This window comes from Streptomyces syringium (assembly GCF_017876625.1).
GTDB lineage: Bacteria > Actinomycetota > Actinomycetes > Streptomycetales > Streptomycetaceae > Streptomyces > Streptomyces syringius.
This window is the reverse complement of record NZ_JAGIOH010000001.1, coordinates 1984189-2006782: the sequence shown is the minus strand read 5'-3', so window position 1 is coordinate 2006782 and position 22594 is coordinate 1984189. Positions and strand designations below refer to the sequence as shown.

Sequence of the window (22594 nt, the reverse complement as noted above, 5' to 3'; positions counted from 1 at the left end):
TCAGTTCTCCTGCCGTTTCGGCGCGTGGCTTCGAGAAAGCGAACGGTGCGCCCCAGAAACGTACTGTCCCGCAATCAGCACGAGCGAGTGTTCGTTGGCGCACCCACCGGAAACGTTCCACCGCCGGTTCACCCACGGACATACGGCTCAGCCGGACGTCCAGCGGCGCCGCCACCCGCTCGAAACACCCCGCCCACGCCCGAGGGCGGCGCCGCCCGTGATCACCGCTCCACGCAGCACGAACGGCCCCGCCCCCGCACCACCACCTCAGAACACCGGCACACCATCCCGCGTCAGCTTCCAGTCCACCGAAGCGAACCGCGCCACATCGATCGCCCCCTGCGCCTTCACCCACCCGATGATCGTGTTACGAATCTCCTCGGAATTCGCCCACACCTGCTTCGCACCCGCCACATGCGGGAAATTGCCGCCACCACTCGCCCGGTAGTTGTTCACCGCCAGCACAAACTGCGCCGCATCATCCAACGGCTTCCCCCCGAACGACAGATTCACAATCCGCGAACCCGGCTCCTTCGCGATGTCGATCTCGTACGCCAGACCACTCACCGCGTCATAGTTGTAATCCGGAATGCTCTCCGCGTTCGTCAGCTTCGCCGGATCCACCGGAGCACCCGCAGCGGTCCGCACGTAATAACGCGCCGAGAACTCCAGATACGCCCGCAGCTGCGCACCCGTCAGCACCCGCGCCTCCAGCGTGTTCTCGAACGGATACAACCCCGCCACCTCGCGGATCGTCACCTTCCCCGCCGGCACCGCAGCCGTCCGCGAGAAGCACGACGCCTGCGACAACACCGGCAGCGACGCGTACGCCGTCCCCGCCAGCGCCGACTTCACGGTCTCCGCCTGCACATGGTTGATGAAATCGATGATCGGCGTGTCCTTCACCGGCGCCTCGGCCGCCCCCATCGCAGCCGACGACGTACCGATCACCTGATTCACATACGCCACGACCTTCTCGTGCTCATCACGCAGCAGACCCGTGATCTTCCGGTCCTCGGCCACCGTATTGGAATTCAACACCTTCGCCGACACCGACTCGACCTGCCAGCACCCCTTGCCCCACACCAGCTCGAAGTCGAACAACGTCAACCGCTGCCCCCACTTCAGCGGCTCCGACAGAACAACCTGCTTCCCCGACTTCTTGTTCGTCACCCGGTACTCCGGGATCTCCGTATGCGCATGCCCGACCAGAATCGCATCGATGCCCGGCACCTGCTCCGCCACCAAAGCCGCCGCATTCTCGATGTGCGGCAACTGATCCCCGTACGACGACGTACCGCTGCTCCCCGAATGAGCCGACACGATCACCACATCCGCACCCATCGACCGAAGCCTCGGCACCCACTTCGCCGCCTGCTCCTCCAGCCCCGGGAACGTCATCTTCCCCTGCACATTCGCCTTGTCCCAGATCGCGATCCCGGGGTTCGTCAGCCCCAGCACCGCCACCTTCACATCACGACCGTGCGGCGTACACACCCGCTTCATCACATACGGCGCGAACGCCGGACGCAACGTCTTCGCATCCAACGCATTGGCACCCAGCAACGGAAAATCACACTGCTTCTCGAACTTCCGCAGCACCGGAATCCCATAGTTGAACTCATGGTTGCCGAGCGCCGCCGCGTCATACCCGATCGCGTTCATCGCCTGCGCCATCGGATGCACCGGACCACCGACCCGCGTGATCGGATCGACCTTCGCGTAGTAGTACGACAACTGCGTACCCTGAATCGTGTCACCCGCGTCGATCAACAGCGTATTCCGCCGGCCCTTCTCCTTACGGACCTGCTCCACCAACGTCGAGATCTTCGCCAGACCCACATCGTTGTGCGCCTTGTCATCGAACTCGGCATCGGTGAAATAGTCCCAGTTGAAGACATTGCCATGCAGATCCGTCGTGCCCATGACGGTGAACGCGTACCGCTTCTTCCGCCGATCCCGGTGCCCGAAATCCTGAGCCTCCGCCGGCCCGGCAGCCGCAGCCCCCGCCAACGCGACCCCCGCACCCGTCGCGGCGGTACGCCCCAGGAACTTCCTACGGTTGAGCGGCATCTCTTCTCCCCATCAGTGACGGCCGAAACCTCGGCAAACAGCACAACGCGCGTAGATTCTGACCCAGCCCGCCACACCCAGGACAGACCCCCAAGGTTGCGATCCGGTGACTCCCCAGTAGGCGCCCGCCACACCGGCCACCCACGCCACCCACCTGAGACGCTGACCCCATGACGACACCACCGGCGCCCCTCCCGTACGGCACCCCCGACACCCCCCGACTCGCCGTCCGAGGCGAAGCCCGCCTCGAAGTCGACCCCGAAATCGCCCGCCTCGGAATCACCGTCAGCTCCCGCGGCACCGACCGCCGCACCGCCCTCGCCGACCTCACCCACCGCAACAACCAAACCCTCGAACTCATCAAGTCCTACGGCCAAGCAATCGAACAACTCGAAACCGGCTCCTTCACCATCACCCCCCAACTCACCGACAAAGGCCGCCACGAACGCATCCGCGCCTACCACGGCACCGTCCACCTCACCGCCACCCTCAACGACTTCACCGCCCTCGGCGAACTCACCACCCGCCTCGCCGACCTCGACCTCACCCGCGTCGACGGCCCCTGGTGGGCCCTGCGCCCCGACTCACCCGCCCACCGCGAAGCCCGCCAACAAGCAGTTCGGGAAGCAGTACAGCGCGCCCGCGAATACGCCGGAGCACTCGGCGCCGAACTCGTCGCCGTCGTCGAACTCGCCGACATCGGCGCCGAGAACGCGACCCCCGCCGGTCTCCCACCCGCACCCGGCGGAATGATGCGATCAGCCGGCTACGGAGGCGAAGCACCCGCCCCCGCCCTCGACCTCGAACCCCAGCGCCAATACGTCTACGCCCAAGTCAACGCCCGGTTTACGATGACCCGCCCCGCCCTCTGACACCCCCGCGCGGGGGAGACCCGGGACCGCCCGCGACGCTCATCGGAGCACCCCCGCGCACGTTTCACTAATTGTCAACAACCTTTCGCCCAAACGCCGTTGGACTGTCGCGGACACCCAATTGTCTACCCGCCGGTAAGTCATAAGCTCGTGCCATGCGCCGAGCAAAAATCGTCTGCACACTGGGCCCCGCCACCGACTCGTACGAGCAGATCAAGGCACTCGTCGAAGCCGGCATGGACGTCGCCCGCCTCAATCTCAGCCACGGCACCTACGCCGACCACGAGACGCGCTACGAGCGGGTACGCAAAGCCGCAGAGGAAACCGGCCGCAACGTCGGCATCCTCGCCGACCTTCAAGGCCCGAAGATCCGCCTCGGCACCTTCCGCGAAGGCCCTGTACTCCTTGAACGCGGCGATGACTTCACCATCACCGTCGACGACGCCGAAGGCGACCGCCACATCTGCGGCACCACCTACCCCGGCCTCGCCGCCGACGTCACCAAGGGCGAACGCATCCTTGTCGACGACGGTCGCGTCACCCTCGAAGTCACCGAAGTCGACGGTCCCCGCGTCAGGACCATCGTCATCGAAGGCGGCATGGTCTCCGACCACAAAGGCCTCAACCTCCCCGGCGTCGCCGTCTCCGTCCCCGCCCTCTCCGACAAGGACGTCCACGACCTCCGCTGGGCCATCAGGACGGGCGCCGACATCATCGCCCTCTCCTTCGTGCGCAGCGCCCACGACATCGAGGACGTCCACCGCATCATGGACGAGGAAGGCTGCCGCCTCCCCGTCATCGCGAAGATCGAAAAACCGCAGGCCGTCGCCAACCTCGACGACATCGTCGCCGCCTTCGACGGCATCATGGTCGCCCGAGGCGACCTGGGCGTCGAGATGCCCCTCGAAACCGTGCCCCTCGTCCAGAAGCGCGCCATCAAACTCGCCAAGCGCAACGCCAAGCCGGTCATCGTCGCGACCCAGATGCTCGACTCCATGATCGATGCATCCCGCCCCACGCGCGCGGAGGCCTCCGACGTCGCCAACGCCGTCATCGACGGCACGGACGCGGTCATGCTTTCGGGTGAGACCAGCGTCGGCAAATACCCCGTCGAGACTGTGAAGACGATGGGCCGCATCGTCCGGGCGGCCGAGGAGGACGTCCTCGCCAAGGGCCTGCCGCCCCTGACCGAACGCAGCAAGCCCCGCACCCAGGGCGGTTCGGTGGCCCGCGCGGCGGCGGAGATGGGCGACTTCCTCGGCGCGAAGTTCCTGGTCGCCTTCACTCAATCCGGTGACACGGTCCGCCGGCTCTCCCGCTACCGCTCACCGATCCCGCTGCTGGCCTTCACCCCGGAGCCGGCGACGCGGTCGCAACTGAACCTGACGTGGGGGGTGGAGACCTTCCTCGGCCCCATGGTCCAGACGACGGATGAGATGGTCGACCAGGTCGACGAATACCTGCTGCGGATCGGGCGCTGCCGGAAGGGCGACATGGTCATCATCACGGCGGGCTCACCGCCCGGGGTGGCGGGCACGACGAACCTGGTGCGGGTGCATCACATCGGGGAGGAGGAGTAGGTCAGTACTTGGGCCCGATGTGGGCGTCCATGAGGGCGACGGAGTTCTTGCGGGCGACGGATATGTTGAACGGGTCCTTACCGCGCCGCGTCATCGTCCATTCGACGCCGACGATGTCGAGGGCATCGGCGTAGAGGGAGAGGATGTCCTCGGACTTGTTGGTGAAGAAGTACCGGGGGTACTCGTAGCGCTTGCGCTCGCCGCCGACGAGGCGGGTGGTCCAGTTGGTGATCCGGCAGCCGTCGGAGTGGATGAGCCCGCGTATGAATTCCCAGGGGTACTCCTCCACGATGGCTTCCTGCCAGGGTTCGAGCGCGATGAGCCGCTCGTGCTTTTTGCCGGGGCCGTGCTGGGGGAACAGGCAGGGCCAGTGCTTACTGGTGCTGGTGACCATGACACAGCCTTGCTTGCGGACGGTGCAGACGCTGTTCGCCGGGCGTACGAGTCTCATGGCGTCGCGGCAGGAGTCGATGAGGCCGGGCCAGGCATCCGCGCACGCGATGCGTAAGGCGTAGACGCCTCTCCGGCCGAGGCTGAGGCAACCGTCGCCCAAGTACAGGCCGAGCAAGTAGGCGTATGCGGCGCGATCTTGTGGGGGTTGCGGGTCGGCACCGCACATCGAGCACTCGGTTGAGCGAGTGAGAGGTTCGATCCTCGCTTGCCACTCGCGTATCGCGGACCGGGATATGCCGGTCTGCTTGCTCACGGAGTTGAGGCTGTGGCCCTGGCTGACGAGCGCGAGTGCGCGCTTGCGCGTATCGAGGTCGTACATGCCGACGAGCTTGGCTGAGCCGCTGCCGTCATGGACCTAATCGAAGCTTTGTTCATCAAGGCGAGTGAAGATCGCCAACCGTTGCGGATTTCAGGCGACCTTCGAATCGAAGGTGAAGTACCCCGGGTCGGACTCGAACCGACACTGGATGGGTTTTGAATCCATTGCCTCTCACCAATTGGGCTACCGGGGCCTTGCAATCCAAGGGAAGTATATACCCCTCCGGTGCTCAAACATACAGGACTAGGTACGCTCGTGGGGCACCACCTGTCCTATCGAGGAGTCCCGTGACCGCCGCCGAGCCCCAGCCGCCTGTCGACGACGAGCAGCCGCACACCCCTCCCCACACGACCCGTGTCGTCATCGCCGAGGACGAGGCCCTCATCCGTCTCGATCTCAAAGAGATGCTCGAAGAAGAGGGGTACTCCGTCGTCGGTGAGGCGGGCGACGGCGAGACCGCCGTGGCGCTGGCGCGGGAGCACAAGCCGGACCTGGTCATTCTCGATGTGAAGATGCCCGTGCTCGACGGGATCTCCGCCGCCGAGCGGATCGCCGCCGAGTCCATCGCGCCCGTCCTGATGCTCACTGCCTTCTCGCAGCGCGAGCTCGTCGAGCGGGCGCGGGACGCCGGTGCCATGGCCTACCTCGTGAAGCCGTTCAGCAAGAGCGACGTCGTGCCCGCCATCGAGATGGCGGTCTCGCGGTTCACCGAGCTGAAGGCCCTGGAGCAGGAGGTCGCGGACCTTTCGCAGCGGCTGGAGACACGCAAGCTCGTGGACCGGGCGAAGAGCGTTCTGCAGACGCAGTACGGGCTGACCGAGCCTGCCGCGTTCCGCTGGATCCAGAAGACGTCGATGGACCGTCGGCTGTCGATGCAGCAGGTCGCCGAGGCGGTCATCGAGGACGCCCAGGAGAAGCAGAACAAGCAGTCGGCTCCCAAGGACTCCAAGGAGCAGTAGTCCCGCAGCGCGCTGTACGAAGGGCCCCGTCCGATGCCGGACGGGGCCCTTCGCCTATCAGTCCTCGCCCAGATACGCCTTGCGCACGGACTCGTCGTGCAGCAGATCGGCCCCCGTGCCGGACAGCACGATCTTGCCGATCTCCATGACATGGCCCTGGTCGGCGAGGGAGAGCGCGGCCTGTGCGTTCTGTTCGACGAGCAGGATGGTCGTGCCGGAGGCCTTGAGTTCGGTGATGGTCTGCATGATCTTCTGCATCATGATCGGGGAGAGGCCCATGGAGGGCTCGTCGAGCATGAGCAGCTTGGGGCGGGACATCAGGGCGCGGCCCATGGCGAGCATTTGTTGTTCGCCGCCGGAGAGGGTGCCGGCGGCTTGTTTGGCGCGTTCGCCGAGGATGGGGAAGAGCTCGTAGACGCGCTGGATGTCGTGGGTGATTCCGGCGGTGTCCTTGCGGAGGAACGCTCCGAGCTGGAGGTTTTCGGCGATGGTGAGCCGGGGGAAGATGTGGCGGCCTTCGGGGGAGTGGGCGAGGCCGCGGGCGACGATCTGGTGGGCGGGGACTCCGGTGAGGGGGGTGCCGTTGAAGCGGATGGTGCCGGCGAGGGGTTTGAGGAGTCCGGAGAGGGTGCGCAGGGTGGTGGTTTTCCCGGCGCCGTTGGTGCCGATGAGGGTGACGACCTGGCCGGCTTCGACGGTGAAGGAGATGCCTTTGACGGCTTCGATCTTGCCGTAGGCGACGCGGAGGTCGTCGACTTCGAGGAGGGGGGTCATGGGGTTTCCTCCGGGAGGTCGGCGCGGGCGTCGGCGTGGGCTTCGGCGGCTTCGACTTCGGCGAGTTCTTCCTGGCCGGGTGCGCCTTCGAAGGGGGTGCCGAGGTAGGCGGCGATGACGCGTTCGTCGGCTTGGACGGCGTCGGAGGTGCCTTCGGTGAGTTTTTCGCCCTGGACGAGGACGGCGACGCGGTCGCAGAGGTTGAAGATGAAGCGCATGTCGTGCTCGATGACGAGGACGGCGATGCCTTGGTCGCGGATGGCGCGGACGAGGGCTTCGGTGGCGCGGGTCTCCTGGGGGTTCATGCCGGCGGTGGGTTCGTCGAGGAGGAGGAGGCCGGGGTCGCTGGCGAGGGCGCGGGCGATTTCGAGCTTGCGTTGTTCGCCGTAGGGGAGGTTGCGGGAGAGGTGGTCGGCTTTGGCGGCGAGGCCGGTGAAGTCGAGGAGTTCCATGGCGCGGTGGGTGGATTCGCGTTCGGCTTTTTTGAAGCCGGGGCCGCGGAGGAGGGCGGAGAAGAGGCCTTCTTTGGTGCGGGTGTGGCGGCCGACGAGGACGTTTTCGAGGACGGTCATGTTGGCGAAGAGGCGGATGTTCTGGAAGGTGCGGGCGATGCCGGCTTGGGTGACGAGGTGGGGTTTGGGGGGTAGGACGGTGTCGCGGTAGGTGACGGTGCCTTCGGTCGGGGTGTAGAGGCCGGTGAGGCAGTTGAAGAAGGTGGTTTTTCCGGCGCCGTTGGGGCCGATGAGTCCGACGATTTCGCGTGGGTGGACGGCGAGGTCGACGGAGCGTACGGCGGTGAGTCCGCCGAAGCGCATGGTGACGCCGGTGGCGTGGAGGACGGGGTGGGTGCCGTCGGGGGCCGGGGTTGTGGTCGGGCTGGTCGTCATGCCGGTCACGCCTCCGCCTTGGTGACGCCGACTGCCCCGTCGGGGAGGCCTCGTTCGGGTACGTCGAGTTGGTCGGTCTCGTGGAATTCGAGTTGTTTCCGGCGGTCGGCGACCATGCCTTCGGGTCGGAAGCGCATGAGGAGGACGAGTGCGAGGCCGAAGAGCAGGAGTTGGTAGTCCTGCATGAATTCCATTTTGTTCGGGATGAGGTAGAGGAGTGCGGCGCCGATGACGGGGCCGCTGATGGTGCCCATGCCGCCGAGGATGACGGCGGCGAGGAGGAAGGCGGAGTTGGGGGGTACGGTCCCGGCGAATTGGTAGCTGTCGGGGGTGGTGGTGGTGATGACGTGGGCCTGGACGGTGCCGGCGAGTCCGGCGAGTGCGGCGCCGAGGGCGAAGGCGAGGAGCTTGAGCCGGAAGGCGTTGATGCCCATGGCGGTGGCGGCGGTCTCGTCCTCGCGGATGGCGACCCAGGCGCGGCCGATGCGGGATTCGGCGGCGCGGCGGAAGACGAGGACGACGACGGCGGTGGCGAGCAGCATCAGCAGGTAGTAGTTGCCGAAGCGGCCGATGGGGACGCCGAGGATGTCGTGGGTTTCGCCGAATTTGAAGCCGAGGATTTCGAGGTCGGGGATGTTGGGGATGCCCATGGAGCCGTTGGTGACGTCGGGGCCGGTGGTGCCGTTGAGGTTGAGCATGGTGATGCGGAAGATCTCGCCGAAGCCGAGGGTGACGATGGCGAGGTAGTCGCCGCGCAGGCGGAGGGTGGGGGCGCCGATGAGGACGCCGAAGACGAGGGAGGCGCCGATGCCGGTGAGGACGGCTGCCCAGAAGGGGAAGTGGACGCCGAGGGCGGATTCGGGGGAGCCGGAGACGAGGGCGGCCGCGTAGGCGCCGACGCCGAGGAAGGCGACGTATCCGAGGTCGAGGAGGCCGGCGAGGCCGACGACGACGTTGAGGCCGAGGGCGACGGTGGCGAAGATCAGGATGCTGGCGGCGAGGTTGGTGTAGGTGTCGTTGGTCTGGGTGAGGGGGAAGCAGGCGGCGGCGATGAAGGCGGCGGCGAGTGCGATGTTGCGGTGTTTGGCGGTGAGGTGGCTGAGGCGGGTGGTGAGTCCGGCGCGGCCGAGGGCGGCGATGGTGAAGCAGGTGAGGATGAGGTAGCCGACGAAGAGTTCGCCGTATTCGGTGTCGATGCCGTAGGTGAAGGCGTAGAGGCCGGTGGCGTAGGCGGCGGCGATGATGAGGATGTCGGCCCAGGTGGGGAGTTCTTTGGGGCGGGGTGGCCGGCCTGTGGTGAGGGTGTGGCGGAAGCGGTTCCAGGGGGTGGGGGGTTTGGTGCCGCCGCGGTCGTCGTAGGGGCGGTCGGCGGGGAGGGCGAGGGCGCCGGTGAGGGTGAGGAGGGTGGCGAGGGCGGCGAGGTAGGCGCCGGGTTCGAGGTGGGCGAGGCCGCCGAGTTGGGTGGTGATGGCGGCGAGGGTGTACCAGGTGGTGGCGAGGGTGCCGAGGGTGAGGAGGAGGGTGGGTGCGGTGGTTCCGGCGGGGGTGAGCCAGCGGAGGCCGCGGGGGCGGTAGGCGGTGAGGGCGTGGAGGAGGGTGAGGATGCCTCCGGTGAGGGTGATGTTCTGGAGGCCGCCGGGGTAGCCGGTGACGGTGAGGTTGCCGGGGAATGCGGTGGTCCAGGTCCAGGCGAGGAAGGTGGAGAGGATGGTGAGTGCGGCGCCGGTGATGGTGGTGATGCGGGCGATGTTGGTAGGGAGGGGTATGAGTGAAGTGGCGTCCCTTGAAGGGGCCTTGGCGGTCATGGGTATCACGCCCGATCCGCGACGCGTTCGCCGAGCAGGCCTTGTGGCCGTAGCAGCAGGACGAGGATGAGGAGGACGAAGGCCCAGACGTCCTTCCAGGACCCGCCGCCGAACTGGGTCATGCCGGGGATCTCCTCGATGTAGCCGGTGGCGAGGGCTTCGGCGACGCCGAGGACGACTCCGCCGAGCATGGCGCCGTAGATGTTGCCGATGCCGCCGAGGACGGCCGCGGTGAAGGCTTTGAGGCCGGTGATGAAGCCCATCCGGAAGTCGATCTGGCCGTATTTGAGGCCGTGGGCGACGGCGGCGATGGCGGCGAAGGTGGCGCCGATGGCGAAGGCGATCACGATGATGCGGTCGGTGTTGATGCCCATGAGCTTGGCGGTGTCGGGGTCCTGGGCGGTGGCCTGCATGCCGCGGCCGGTGCGGGTCTTGGCGACGAACAGGCCGAGGGCGATCATGCACAGGGGGGCGGCGATGAGGAGGAAGATCTCGCCGCGTTGGACGGTGGCGCCGAGGACGTCGATGGCGTCGCCTTGGAACTGGGGGAAGACGCGGGCCTTCTTGGCGTCGGGGTACCACTTCCAGATGGCTTGCTGGAGGGCGATGGACAGGCCGATCGCGGTGATGAGGGGGGCCAGCCGGGGGGCGCCGCGCAGGGGCCGGTAGGCGAAGCGTTCGGCGGCGACGGCGATGGCGCCGGAGGCGAGAATGCCGCCGATGATCATGAGGGGGAGCGCGAGCAGCAGGCCGGTGCCGTCGGGGAGGACGAGGTAGGCGGTCAGTGCGCCGAAGCCGCCGACCATGAAGATCTCGCCGTGGGCGAAGTTGATGAGCTGGACGATGCCGTAGACCATCGTGTAGCCGATCGCGATGAGTCCGTACATCGCGCCGAGGATGAGTCCGTTGGCCAGCTGTTGCGGCAGTTCGTGCACCGCCGGGCCTCCGTGGTGGGAGAAGGGGTACTGGGCCGGTCGGGGCGGGCCGTGCGGGGTGCGGGTGGTGTGGTCCCGCACGGCCCGGGGCTGTCGACGGGTGGTGCCGGGCGGGGCGGTATCAGCCCTTGTACTCCGCGCTGTGGCGGGCTTTCCAGGTGGTTCCGTCGACCTGGTAGGCGGTGATCATGGTGTTGGTGGTGTCGCCGTATTTGTCGAAGGAGACGGGGCCGGAGACGCCGTCGAATTTCACCTTGTTCAGGGCTTCCACGACCTTGGCGCGGGCGTCGGTGGGCAGCTTGCCGCCGTTGTCGGTGACGGTGGCTTTGACGGCTTGGATGATGGCCCAGGCGGCGTCGTAGGCGGTGCCGCCGTAGGCCTCGTAGGCGTCCTTGTAGCCGGCGGCCTTGTAGTCGGCGATGAACTTCTTGGCGGAGTCGAGTTGTTCGACGGGCTTGCCGACGGAGGTGGCGTAGTCGCCGGCGGCCTTCTTGTTGAGGTTGATGTAGTGGGGGCTGTAGAGGGCGTCGCCCCCGAGGGTGGGTGCCTTGACACCGCCGTCCTTGAGCTGCTGGCTCAGCGGTGCGGCGGCGGGGTATTCGCCGCCGTAGAAGACAAGGTCGGGGTTTGTGGTCTTGGCCTTGGAGACGATGGCCTTGAAGTCGCGGTCCTCGGGGTTGACGTGTTCGGTGCCGACGACTTTTCCGCCGAGGGAGGTGAATTTGGCGGCGAAGGCGGCGGCGAGGCCGACGCCGTAGGTCTTCTGGTCGTCGATGACGTAGACCGTCTTGGCTTTGATCTTTTCGTAGGCGTACTGGCCGCCGAAGGCGCCTTGTACCTCGTCGGTGGTCGAGGTGCGGAAGTAGGTGGTGAATTGGCGCTTGCGGTTGTTCTGCTTCCAGTCCTTGCCCTGGGTGAGGTCGGGGGTGGTGTTGGCCGGGGATATGAGGGCCATGTTGTTGGCCTGGGCGACCTGTTGCATGGACTGGGCGACGCTGGAGTTGAGCGGTCCGACGGTGGCGACGACGTTCTTGTCACCGGTGAGTTTGGTGGCGTTCTGCTGGCCGGAGGTGGGCTGGCCCTGGTCGTCGAGGGCCTTCATCTCGAAGGTGACGCCGGGGACCTCCTTGGCCTTGTTGGCGATCTTTATGGCGAGTTCGGTGGAGTTCTTTATGCCTTGGCCGAGTGGGGAGAGGTCGCCGGTCAGCGGGGCGTCCACGCCGATCACCACGGTGGTGTTCTTGCTTCCGCCGGCGTCACCCCCTTTGTCGTCGCGTGATCCGCAGGCGCTGAGGGTGAGGGCCCCGGTGGTGAGCGCGGTGGTGAGGATGAGCAAGGAACGGTGTCGCACGGTGCTTCCTTTCCCTGGCGAGGCCCCCTCTGCTGAGGTGCCGTTCGCTTGCCGGGCGGCGTGGTGGAGGCGTGCCTGATGTGCGAAACCGCCCGGCGGGGTGGTAACTGGCCGTGACTCTAGGGGTGGGCGGCGATCTGGGGCAGAGGTGCTGACGATGATGTGACTGTCTTGTTATGACGAAGGTCACTCGGGGGTGTCCGTGTAGCGGAATTGACCGGATGATCGGTGCGTATCGGGTGATAACCGTTGTCCGGATATTGTGAAGGTGCAGTTCCGCTAAGGAGTCGGCAGCGCCTTGGTGGCCGATGCGGCGGGGGCGGCCGGCTGCGCTCACGAAAGATCGTCGGCGGGCGGGCGGGGCGGAGTGGATCTCCAGGCCACGCGGCGCCGGAATGTCACGCACCGTTACGGAATTTCGCGACTGGCGCGGGCGGGAGGGGGCGCACCTCCGCTGCGCGGCGGTGTCCTCAATCGCCGGACGGGCTGGATGTGGCTGAGCTCAGCCACATCCAGCCCGTTGGCTCCAGGGGAAGGTCAGTCCTGGGCGCCGGCCTCAAGGCCGGTCGGACGCGGTGTCGTTGTCACGGATGAGGCAGGTGAGGCGCGCGGTGCACACCCGCTTGTCCTGGTCGTCGGTGATGACGATCTCGTACGTGGCGGTGGAACGGCCGCGGTGGACGGGGGTGGCCACGCCCGTGACCATGCCGGAGCGCACGCCGCGGTGGTGGGTGCAGTTGAGGTCCACGCCGACGGCGAACCGGCCCGGCCCGGCGTGCAGCATGGCGCCGACCGAGCCGAGGGTCTCGGCGAGCACGGCGGAGGCGCCGCCGTGCAGCAGCCCGTACGGCTGGGTGTTGCCCTCGACGGGCATGGTGCCGACGATGCGTCCGGGGGCCGCCTCGACGACGGTGACGCTCATGCGCTCGCCGAGGTGCCCGGCGGAGAACAGGGCGGCCAGGTCGAGGCCGCTGCCGGCCCACTCGTCCAGGATCTCCTGCGGGAACGTGGTCGTGCTCTGCTCGCCCATGCGTCGCGGCTCCGATCGTCCTTGGTGGTCACGGTGTGCACCACGTGTTCAGATGATCCGTCCTACCAGGTCGCCCGGTCCGCGCTCAGGCCGGGTCCGCCGGTTCGAGCCTGATGACCAGGGACTTGCTGGCGGGGGTGTTGCTGGTGTCGGCCGTGTGGTCCAGCGGGACCAGGACGTTGGTCTCCGGGTAGTACGCGGCGGCGCAGCCGGGGGTGGTGGGGTAGTGGACGACCCGGAAGCCGGGGGCCCGTCGCTCGGTGCCGTCGGTCCACTCGCTGACCAGGTCGGCGTACGCGCCGTCGGCGAGGCCGAGGGTGCGGGCGTCGTCGGGGTTCACGAGGACGACGCGGCGGCCGTTCTTGATGCCGCGGTAGCGGTCGTCGAGGCCGTAGATGGTGGTGTTGTACTGGTCGTGGGAGCGGAGGGTCTGCAGCAGCAGCCGGCCCTCGGGGGCCCGGGGGTATTCGACGGGGGCGGCGGTGAAGTTGGCCTTGCCGGTCGCGGTGGGGAAGCGGCGTTCGTCGCGGGGGGCGTGGGGCAGGGTGAAGCCGCCGGGGCGGGCGACGCGGGCGTTGAAGTCCTCGAAGCCGGCCACGACGCGGCTGATGCGGTCGCGGATCGCCCCGTAGTCCTGCTCGAACTCCTCCCACGGGGTGGCGCTTTCGGTGCCGAGGACGCGGCGGGCGAGGCGGCAGACGATGGCGGGCTCGGAGAGCAGGTGGGGGCTCGCGGGTTCCAGGCGGCCGCGGGAGGCGTGGACCATGCCCATGGAGTCCTCGACGGTGACGAATTGGTCGCCGCCGCTCTGCCGGTCGCGCTCGGTGCGGCCGAGGGTGGGCAGGATCAGGGCGCGGGCGCCGGTGACGACGTGGGACCGGTTGAGCTTGGTCGAGACGTGGACGGTCAGCCGGGCGCGCCGCATGGCGGCTTCGGTGACCTCGGTGTCGGGGGAGGCGGCGACGAAGTTGCCGCCCATGGCGAAGAAGACCTTCGCGTCACCGTCGCGCAGGGCGCGGATGGCGCGGACGACGTCGAGGCCGTGCTCGCGGGGCGGGGCGAAGCCGAATTCCTTCTCGAGGGCGTCGAGGAAGGCGGCGGAGGGGCGTTCGAAGATGCCCATGGTGCGGTCGCCCTGGACGTTGCTGTGGCCGCGGACGGGGCAGACGCCGGCGCCGGGGCGGCCGATGTCGCCGCGCAGCAGAAGGAGGTTGACGACTTCCTTGATGGTGGGGACGGCGTGTTTGTGCTGGGTGAGGCCCATGGCCCAGCACACGACGGTGCGCCGGGAGGCGAGGATCATGCGGAGTGCTTCTTCGATCTCCTCGCGGCGCAGTCCGGTGGCGCGCAGGGTCTCGTCCCAGTCGGCGGCGCGGGCGGTGCGCTCGTATTCCTCGAAGCCGTGGGTGTGTTCGCGGATGAAGTCGGTGTCGAGTGCGCCTTCGGTCTCGAGGACGAGGCGGCCGAGGGTGCGGAAGAGGGCCTGGTCGCCGCCGAGGCGGATCTGGAGGAAGAGGTCGGTGAGGGGGGTGCCGCCGCCGGCGAGGCCGCGGGCGTTCTGCGGGTTCTTGAAGCGCTCCATGCCGGCTTCGGGCAGCGGGTTGACCGTGATGATCTTCGTGCCGCCGGCTTTGGCCTTTTCCAGGGCGCTGAGCATGCGGGGGTGGTTGGTGCCGGGGTTCTGTCCGGCGACGATGATCAGGTCGGCCCGGTAGAGGTCTTCGAGGAGGACGCTGCCCTTGCCGACGCCGATGGTTTCGGTGAGGGCGGAGCCGGAGGACTCGTGGCACATGTTGGAGCAGTCCGGCAGGTTGTTGGTGCCGAACTCGCGGGCGAAGAGCTGGTAGAGGAAGGCTGCTTCGTTGCTGGTGCGCCCGGAGGTGTAGAAGAGGGCCTCGTCGGGGGAGTCGAGGGCGTGGAGTTCCTCGGCGATGAGGTCGAAGGCGCGCTCCCAGGTCACCGGTTCGTAGGCCGTGGCGCCTTCGGCGAGGTACATGGGGTGGGTGAGCCGGCCCTGCTGGCCGAGCCAGTAGCCGCTGCGGGTGGCGAGGTCGGCCACGGGGTGGGCGGCGAAGAAGTCGGGGGTGACGCGGCGCAGGGTCGCTTCCTCGGCGACGGCCTTGGCGCCGTTCTCGCAGAATTCGGCGGCGTGGCGTTTGTCCGGCTCGGGCCAGGCGCAGCCGGGGCAGTCGAAGCCGTCCTTCTGGTTGACCTTGAGGAGGGTGAGCGCGGTGCGTCGCACGCCCATTTGTTGCTGCGCGACGCGCAGGGTGTGGGCGATCGCGGGCAGCCCGGCGGCGGCGTGCTGCGGGGCGGCGACGTCGGGTGCGTCCTGGACGGGATCGCCTGTGGGCGGCTTGCCTGCCATCTCGCTCCCCCTTGAGCGGGTCGGTGTGTACGTGATTCGTACGGGGTCGATCCTGTCACGGCCCGCTGACGGACCGCTGACAGCCCGCTGCGGGGGCGGGCGTGTGGCCGGGATTGTCAGTGGGCCGTGGCAGGATCGGGGGCGTGGCAGCAAAGGCATCGAAGACGAACGAGACGACCGGCACCGAGGCAGTGGAGGGAGGCCGTCCGCGTCTGCTCCTGATGGACGGGCACTCCATGGCGTATCGCGCGTTCTTCGCGCTGCCGGCGGAGAATTTCACGACGTCCGGCGGTCAGCCGACGAACGCGGTGTACGGCTTCGCGTCGATGCTGGCCAATACGCTGCGTGACGAGCGGCCGACGCATTTCGCGGTGGCGTTCGACGTGTCGCGCAAGACGTGGCGGTCGGAGGAGTTCCCGGAGTACAAGGCGACGCGTTCGAAGACGCCGGACGAGTTCAAGGGGCAGGTCGATCTGATCGGCGAGCTGCTGGACACGATGTCCGTGCGGCGGTTCGCGGTGGACGGTTTCGAGGCCGATGACGTCATCGCCACGCTGGCCACCGAGGCGGAGGCCGAGGGGTTCGACGTTCTGATCGTCACCGGTGACCGTGACTCGTTCCAGCTGGTCAGTGACCGGGTCACGGTGCTGTATCCGACGAAGGGCGTCTCGGAGCTGACGCGGTTCACGCCGGAGAAGGTCGAGGAGAAGTACGGCCTGTCGCCGCAGCAGTATCCGGACTTCGCGGCGCTGCGCGGTGACCCGTCGGACAATCTGCCGGGTATCCCGGGTGTGGGGGAGAAGACCGCCACCAAGTGGATCACCCAGTTCGGGTCGTTCGCCGAGCTGGTGGAGCGGGTCGACGAGGTCAAGGGCAAGGCCGGGCAGAACCTCCGTGATCATCTGGAGGCCGTCAAGCTCAACCGCCGGCTCACCGAGATGGTGCGGGACGTGCAGCTCTCGACCCGTCCGGAGGAGCTGTGCCGTGCGGCGTACGACCGGCTGGCGCTGACGACGTTCCTGGAGCGGCTGGAGATCCGTAACCAGGGTCTGCGGGACCGGCTGCTGGCGGCGGACCCGGGTGCGGAGCAGGCCGAGGAGGCCGCTCCGGCCGCCGGGGCCGAGGTGGACGGTGTGGTGCTGGGCGCGGGGGAGCTGGCGCCGTGGCTGGCCGAGCACGGCGCTGCCCCGTTGGGGCTGGCCATGGTCGACAGCTGGTCGCAGGGCAGCGGCCGGGTCGCCGAGATCGCTCTGGCGACGGGTGAGGGCCCCGCGGCCTGGTTCGATCCGTCGCAGGTGGACGAGGCCGATGAGCGGGCGTTCGCCGCGTGGAGCGCGGATGCCGCCCGGCCCAAGGTGATGCATGACGCGAAGGCCGCCATGCGGGTCTTCGCCGAGCACGGCTGGTCGGTCGCGGGCGTCACGATGGACACCGCGCTGGCCGCTTATCTGGTCAAGCCGGGGCGCCGTTCGTTCGCCCTGGACGCGCTGTCGGTGGAGTATCTGGGCCGTGAGCTGGCCACGGCCGCCGCGGGCGACGGCCAGCTGGCCTTCGGTGCCGATGAGCAGGCGGAGGCCGACGCCCTCATGGGCCGGGCCCGTACGGTCCTCGATCTCGGTGAGGCCTTCACGGGCCGGCTGAAGGACGTGGGCGCGGCGGAGCTGCTCACGGATGTGGAGCTGCCGACGAGCGCGCTGCTGGCCCGGTTGGAGCGGGCGGGTATCGCCGCGGACCGGGGCTGGCTGGAGCGGATGGAGCAGCAGTTCGCGGGCGCGGTGCAGCAGGCGGTGAAGGAGGCGCACGCGGCGGCGGGCCGTGAGTTCAATCTGGGTTCGCCCAAGCAGCTCCAGGAGGTGCTGTTCGGCGAGCTGGGCCTGCCGCGGACGAAGAAGACCAAGACCGGGTACACGACGGACGCGGACGCGCTGGCCTGGCTCGCGGCCCAGACGGAGAACGAACTCCCGGTGATCATGCTGCGGCACCGGGAGCAGTCGAAGCTGCGGTCCACGGTCGAGGGCCTGATCAAGGCCATCGCTCCCGACGGGCGCATTCACACGACGTTCAACCAGACGGTGGCGGCGACGGGCCGGCTGTCCTCCACGGACCCCAATCTGCAGAACATCCCGGTGCGGACGGACGAGGGCCGGGCCATCCGCCGGGGCTTCGTGGTGGGTGAGGGTTTCCAGGAGCTGATGACGGCCGACTACAGCCAGATCGAGCTGCGGGTCATGGCGCATCTGTCCGAGGACGCGGGTCTGATCGAGGCGTTCGCGTCGGGTGAGGATCTGCACACCACGGTTGCCTCGCAGGTCTTCGGTGTCGCCAAGTCCGAGGTCGACCCGGAGATGCGCCGCAAGATCAAGGCCATGTCGTACGGCTTGGCGTACGGGTTGTCGGCGTTCGGTCTGTCGCAGCAGCTGAACATCGCGCCGGACGAGGCGCGCAGGCTGATGGACACGTTCTTCGAGCGGTTCGGCGGGGTGCGGGACTATCTCCAGCGGGCCGTCGAGGAGGCCCGTGCCACGGGTTACACGGAGACGATGCTGGGCCGTCGCCGCTATCTCCCGGACCTCAACAGCGACAACCGTCAGCGTCGTGAGATGGCCGAGCGGATGGCGCTGAACGCCCCGATCCAGGGCACGGCCGCCGACATCGTGAAGATCGCGATGCTGCGGGTGGCGGAGGCGCTGGAGGCCGAGCGGCTCACGTCGCGGATGCTGCTCCAGGTGCACGACGAAATCGTGCTGGAGATCGCTCCGGGCGAGCGTGAGCGGGTGGAGGAGCTGGTCCGCCGCGAGATGGCGGGGGCCGTCGAGCTGCGCGCGGCGCTGGACGTGTCGGTCGGTGTCGGCGGGGACTGGGAGTCCGCGGCGCACTGACGCCCCTTCCCCGGCGTGCGTTCACCGCCCCCTTGCCGCACTGCGGCAAGGGGGCGGTGGTGTGTCGGGGGCCAGGGGGCCGCCGGTGGGGGAGTCGCCTCGTCGGCAGGTGTTCTCATCCGCGCCCGGCGTTGCTACGGTGCCCGCACCTCTTTTCCCTGACGCCCCATCAGCTTCCGGGAGGCCGAGCATGCGCGCACTGGCCGCCGCGGCCATCGGACTGGCCGCCGCCCTCGCGCTCGTCTTCACCCTCACCGCCGTCGGCCCGCCCGACGGCGAGACCTCGCCGAAGCCCCTGCTGACCTCCCCTCCCGCGCACCCCTGACCGGGAGGCCCCGCCATGCGCCGCAAAGCGAGCCTGGTCCTCCTCGCCCTCGCCGTCTTCTTCGCCGCCCTGTCGCCGCTGCTGCGCTGGTACGCCTTTCCCCGGCTGGCGAAGGTCCCCGCCGGGCGCTATCAGGCGGTCGTCACCGAGGCGAAGGACGCCACCCTCGTCGACTACGCCACCCTCGAACCCAAGAAGGTCTCCAAGGTCACCGTGATCCAGACCCTCAAGGGCAATGTCGAGCAGGCCAGGAAGGTCAAGAAGGAGACCGGCCGCGACGCCGTCGTCTGGGACACCCTCACCTACATCGCGGGGCCCGACGGAAAGATGGTCTCCCGGATCCCCGAGCGCTATGTCTTCGACGGACACACCCAGCAGCCCGTGCACGCGGGCGGCGAGCACGTCGACGGCACCCCCGTACGCCGTGAGGGCATCGCGTACAAGTGGCCCTTCCTCGTCGAGAAGCGGGACTACCGGTACTTCGACATGCAGACCCGCACCTCCGCGCCCATTCACTACCAGGGCACCCGCACCTACCGCGGGATGGAGGTCTACTACTTCGAGCAGACCGTCCCCTGGACGAAGGTCCCGCTGCCCCGGACGCTGCCGCTCGGCATCAGCCCCGACACGGTCCGGCAGCTCGGCCTGGAGAACTGGTACACCACCACGCGCATGTTCTGGGTCGAGCCCACCACGGGCGCCCCCGTCAACGCCGAGGAACGCCACCACACCCAGATGCGCTGGACCGGCCACCCGGAGAAGAAACCGATCACCGCCTTCGCCGGTCATGTGAAGCTGCGCCCGGACTACGCCGACGACACGGCCCGGCTCGTGAAGTCCCAGCGGCAGCTGGTCCTGCTGCTCACCACGTACCTGCCCTGGGGCTTCGTCGCCGTCGGCGTCGTGCTGCTGGCCCTGTCCGTCGCCCTCGAAGCCCGCTCACGCCGCCCCGCCCCGGGCGGGGCGACACATCCGCGGTGAGATCGTCGTGCGTTTGCCGGGCAACGGGCACAGGATGGAGGGAAACCCGAAGCGCCGGGCCCCCGGCGGGGGCACGCCGACCAAGGAGGCTCACCGTGAAGGAGAGTCCAGAGGAGAAGTCCACCGCATCCAGGCCCCGGCAGCTCTACACCGGGGGAGAGCGGCCGTTCGACCCCGAGGACCTGGTCATGGCATCCGGCAGGGACGTCACGCCGGAGCGGGTCGAGGCCGCCAAGCGCCTCATGGAGGAACAGGGCTCCGCCGCCATCGAGAGGTATCTCCCCTGACCGCCCGCCCCCAGGGGCGAGCCGGCCCCCGCCCTCCGGGCTTCACCCCCGCGCCTACGCGCCGGACCGACGAGCGTTCGTCCGGCGCGTAGGCGCGGCCGTGGACGGGTCCTCCGGCCACGGATGCCGGGGATAGCGGCCCCGCAGCTCGGCCCGTACGGACCGGTAGCCGTCCTGCCAGAACGACGCGAGATCCGCCGTGACGGCCGCCGGGCGACCGGCCGGCGACAACAGGTGCACGAGGACGGGGACGCGCCCGCCCGCCAGCCTCGGCGTCTGCTGCCAGCCGAACAGCTCCTGGAGCTTGACCGCCAGTACCGGCTGCTCACCCCCGTAATCCACCCGCACGCGGGAGCCGCTCGGCACCTCGATCCGCTCGGGGGCCAGCTCATCCAGGCGGGCGGCGTCGCCCGTCGCCCACGGCAGAAGCCGCTCCAGCGCGGTGCCGGCGTTCACCCGCTCCAGATCGGCCCGCTTGCGGGCCCGGCCCAGATCCCAGCCGAGCCAGTCGTCCGCGCTCTCCAGCAGGGCCGCGTCGGACACGTCCGGCCACGGTGCCCCCAACGCGCCGTGCAGGAACGCCAGCCGCTGCCGGAGGCCGACCGCCTCAGGCGTCCAGCGCAGCAGTCCCAGCCCCTCACGCCGCAGCCCTTCCCGCAGGGCCGCCGCGACGCGCTCCGGGTCGGGAGACGACAGCGGACGCTCGGCCAGCTCCAGCGCCCCCAGCCGCTCGACGCGACGCGCCACCACATCGCGCCGCTCCTCGGACCAGACGATCTCCTCGCCCCGGTCGTGGAGCGCCGCGGCCGCCTCCCGGGCGGTGCCCTCGTCGATCACCGCGCCGAGCCGCACGCGCGCCGACGCGGCCGTGACGGGCCGGTCCGCCACGGCCACCGCGAGCCAGCGCGCGCTGCGCAACCGCGACCCCTCGCCCAGCTCCGCACCCGTCCCGGACGCCATGAGATACGCCCCTTCCCCCCGCGCCCGCGCCACCCGCTCCGGAAATGCCAGCGCGGCGATCAGCCCGGCCACGGCGTCGTCGGTACGGGGAGCGCCCGTGGCCGCAGGGTCCTCACCGGTGGCGGGCCCGTCCGGCCCGGCGCCTCGGGCCGCGCCTTCCAGCCGCCGGGCCTCGGCACGCCACCGGGCGGCGTACGCGTCGCCGCCGCGCCGCGCCGAGCGCCACGCGGCCGCCAGATCGTCCCCGTACTCCCGCGGCGGCTCCTCGCTCAGCAGCGCGACCACCTCCGCGGCCCGGCGCGCACCCACCTCCCGCGCGCCGTCCAGCAGGGCACGCGCCAGCCGCGGGTGCAGACCCACCCGGGCCATCCGCCGACCGCGCGGCGTCGGCCGGCCGTCCGCCGAGACCGCGCCCGTGGCCACGAGCACGTCCCGTGCGGCGGCCATCGCACCGGACGGCGGCGGGTCGAGCAGCGCCAGGCCCGACGCGTCCGGGTCGCCCCAGCACGCGACCTGCAGCGCGAACGCCGTCAGGTCCGCCACCGTGATCTCCGCCGCCGGGAACCTGGGCAGCCGCGCGTCGTCCGCCTCCGCCCAGCAGCGGTACACCGCGCCCGGCGCCTCGCGCCCCGCCCGCCCCGCGCGCTGCCGGGCGGAGGCCCGGGACGCCCGTACGGTCGTGAGCGCGCTCAGCCCCCGCGCGTGGTCCGTGCGCGGCTCCCGCGCGAGTCCGGCGTCGACCACGACGCGCACCCCGGGCACGGTCAGGCTCGACTCCGCCACCGAGGTCGCCAGCACCACCCGCCGGCCCCCCGAGCCGCCCGCCAGCACCGCGTCCTGCACGGCGGCCGGAGCACGGCCGTGGACCTGGAGCACCTCGGCGCCCAGGGTCTCGGCCCCGCCCAGCCGCCCCGCGACCCGCGCGATCTCCCCGACACCGGGCAGGAAACACAGCACGTCCCCCTCCCGCTCGCGCAGCGCCCGCCGCACCACGCCCGCGACGTGCTCCAGCAGGGCGGGGTCCACCCGCATGCCGTGCGGCGGCCGGACCTGCCGCTCCGGCGGGGCCCACACCACCTCCACCGGATGGGAGACGCCCTCCGCCTGAACGACCGGCGCGCCGCCGAGCAGCCGCGCCCAGCCCTCCGCGTCGGTGGTGGCGGAGGCCGCGACGAGCCGCAGATCCGGCCGGAGGGCGGCCCGGACGTCGAGGAGGAAGGCGGCCGAGGTATCGGCGTCGAGATGCCGTTCGTGGCACTCGTCGAGGACGACGACGTCGACGCCGGCCAGCTCGGGGTCGCGCTGGAGCCGCTGCAACAACACGCCCGTCGTGACCACCTCGACCACGGTCCGCGGCCCGACCCGGCGCTCCCCGCGCACCGTGAAGCCGATGCGCCCGTCTGCCGGGCCCCCGGCCCCGCCGCCCGGCACGGTCTCGCCGAGCAGCCACGCCATGCGCCGCGCCGCGGCCCGCGCGGCGATCCGGCGCGGCTCGGCGACCAGGACACGCCGGACGGGCGCGGCGGGGCCCGAACCGTCGGGGTCCGTGAGTTCGGCGAGCCCGGCGAGCACGAGCGGCACCAGCGTCGTCTTGCCCGTCCCGGGCGGTGCGCACAGCACGGCCACGCCGTGCTCGTCCAGCGCCCGGGCGAGCGCGGGCAGCACGGTCCGTACGGGGAGGCGGTCGAGGGCTTCGGTGCGGATCACACGGCCCAGTCTCGCCCAGCGGCGCGCACGGCCGGGCCCCGGGCTTCCC

The 22594-nt window shown here is 69.5% G+C and carries 17 protein-coding genes and 1 tRNA gene; 7 read left to right on the top strand and 11 right to left on the bottom strand.

Translation table 11 applies throughout. The features are described 5' to 3' along the window. Positions 1–267: 267 nt before the first annotated feature. Complete coding sequence (locus JO379_RS08825; RefSeq protein ID WP_209514521.1) at positions 268–2073, bottom strand: bifunctional metallophosphatase/5'-nucleotidase; 1806 nt, start codon at positions 2071–2073, stop codon at positions 268–270. 170 nt (positions 2074–2243) lie between these two features. Here JO379_RS08825 and JO379_RS08820 point away from each other — a divergent pair, with 170 nt between their 5' ends. Further along, entirely contained in the window at positions 2244–2945 is a 702-nt protein-coding gene (locus JO379_RS08820) for an SIMPL domain-containing protein (RefSeq protein WP_209514519.1), read from the top strand. Positions 2946–3100: 155 nt separating this feature from the next. Next, positions 3101–4525, top strand: a complete 1425-nt coding sequence (pyk, locus tag JO379_RS08815; RefSeq protein ID WP_130877250.1) for a pyruvate kinase — start codon at positions 3101–3103, stop codon at positions 4523–4525. 1 nt (position 4526) lies between these two features. On the opposite strand, the gene JO379_RS08810 is transcribed toward pyk, so the two are convergent. Both JO379_RS08810 and JO379_RS08805 read right to left on the bottom strand, forming a co-directional pair. After that, positions 4527–5297 (bottom strand): helix-turn-helix domain-containing protein, encoded by a 771-nt coding sequence (locus JO379_RS08810; RefSeq protein ID WP_130877249.1) that lies wholly within the window; start codon positions 5295–5297, stop codon positions 4527–4529. Positions 5298–5415: 118 nt separating this feature from the next. Further along, a tRNA-Leu gene (locus JO379_RS08805) sits at positions 5416–5490 on the bottom strand. Positions 5491–5584: 94 nt separating this feature from the next. On the opposite strand from JO379_RS08805, the gene JO379_RS08800 reads away from it, so the two are divergent. Then, positions 5585–6256, top strand: a complete 672-nt coding sequence (locus tag JO379_RS08800; protein ID WP_130877248.1) for an ANTAR domain-containing response regulator — start codon at positions 5585–5587, stop codon at positions 6254–6256. A 57-nt stretch (positions 6257–6313) separates the two neighbouring features. Here the strand turns inward: JO379_RS08800 and JO379_RS08795 are convergent, their stop codons facing one another. From JO379_RS08795 to JO379_RS08765, 7 genes are all read right to left on the bottom strand, one after another. Further along, positions 6314–7030 carry an ABC transporter ATP-binding protein gene (locus JO379_RS08795; RefSeq protein WP_130877247.1) on the bottom strand — a complete coding sequence of 239 codons (717 nt, stop codon included), beginning with the start codon at positions 7028–7030 and terminating at the stop codon, positions 6314–6316. Next, entirely contained in the window at positions 7027–7917 is an 891-nt protein-coding gene (locus JO379_RS08790; RefSeq protein ID WP_130877246.1) for an ABC transporter ATP-binding protein, read from the bottom strand. The genes JO379_RS08795 and JO379_RS08790 overlap by 4 nt, the downstream gene beginning before the upstream one ends. Before the next feature lie 5 nt (positions 7918–7922). Then, positions 7923–9722: a branched-chain amino acid ABC transporter permease gene (locus tag JO379_RS08785; protein ID WP_209518598.1), complete on the bottom strand. Its 1800-nt coding sequence runs from the start codon at positions 9720–9722 to the stop codon at positions 7923–7925. Positions 9723–9727: 5 nt separating this feature from the next. Further along, positions 9728–10657, bottom strand: coding sequence for a branched-chain amino acid ABC transporter permease (locus JO379_RS08780; protein ID WP_130877820.1), 930 nt, complete (start codon positions 10655–10657; stop codon positions 9728–9730). A gap of 121 nt (positions 10658–10778) precedes the next feature. Continuing rightward, a complete protein-coding gene (locus JO379_RS08775) occupies positions 10779–11993 on the bottom strand; it encodes a branched-chain amino acid ABC transporter substrate-binding protein (protein WP_209518596.1) in 1215 nt (404 codons plus the stop codon). Between the two features lie 571 nt (positions 11994–12564). Beyond that, positions 12565–13038, bottom strand: coding sequence for a PaaI family thioesterase (locus tag JO379_RS08770; protein WP_130877244.1), 474 nt, complete (start codon positions 13036–13038; stop codon positions 12565–12567). A gap of 85 nt (positions 13039–13123) precedes the next feature. After that, positions 13124–15406: an FdhF/YdeP family oxidoreductase gene (locus tag JO379_RS08765; protein ID WP_209514517.1), complete on the bottom strand. Its 2283-nt coding sequence runs from the start codon at positions 15404–15406 to the stop codon at positions 13124–13126. Positions 15407–15627: 221 nt separating this feature from the next. Here JO379_RS08765 and polA point away from each other — a divergent pair, with 221 nt between their 5' ends. The 4 genes from polA (at position 15628) to JO379_RS08745 (ending at position 19878) form a co-directional block, all read left to right on the top strand. Then, positions 15628–18285, top strand: coding sequence for a DNA polymerase I (polA, locus tag JO379_RS08760; protein ID WP_209518594.1), 2658 nt, complete (start codon positions 15628–15630; stop codon positions 18283–18285). 190 nt (positions 18286–18475) lie between these two features. Beyond that, positions 18476–18610 (top strand): SPW_0924 family protein, encoded by a 135-nt coding sequence (locus JO379_RS08755; RefSeq protein WP_130877241.1) that lies wholly within the window; start codon positions 18476–18478, stop codon positions 18608–18610. A 15-nt stretch (positions 18611–18625) separates the two neighbouring features. Then, positions 18626–19591 (top strand): cell envelope lipid trafficking protein PgfA, encoded by a 966-nt coding sequence (gene pgfA / locus JO379_RS08750; protein WP_209514514.1) that lies wholly within the window; start codon positions 18626–18628, stop codon positions 19589–19591. A 95-nt stretch (positions 19592–19686) separates the two neighbouring features. Then, on the top strand, positions 19687–19878 hold the full coding sequence (locus JO379_RS08745) for a hypothetical protein (RefSeq protein WP_130877239.1): 192 nt from the start codon (positions 19687–19689) through the stop codon (positions 19876–19878). Positions 19879–19932: 54 nt separating this feature from the next. Here the strand turns inward: JO379_RS08745 and hrpB are convergent, their stop codons facing one another. Continuing rightward, a complete protein-coding gene (gene hrpB, locus JO379_RS08740; protein WP_209514512.1) occupies positions 19933–22545 on the bottom strand; it encodes an ATP-dependent helicase HrpB in 2613 nt (870 codons plus the stop codon). Between the last annotated feature and the right edge of the window lie 49 nt (positions 22546–22594).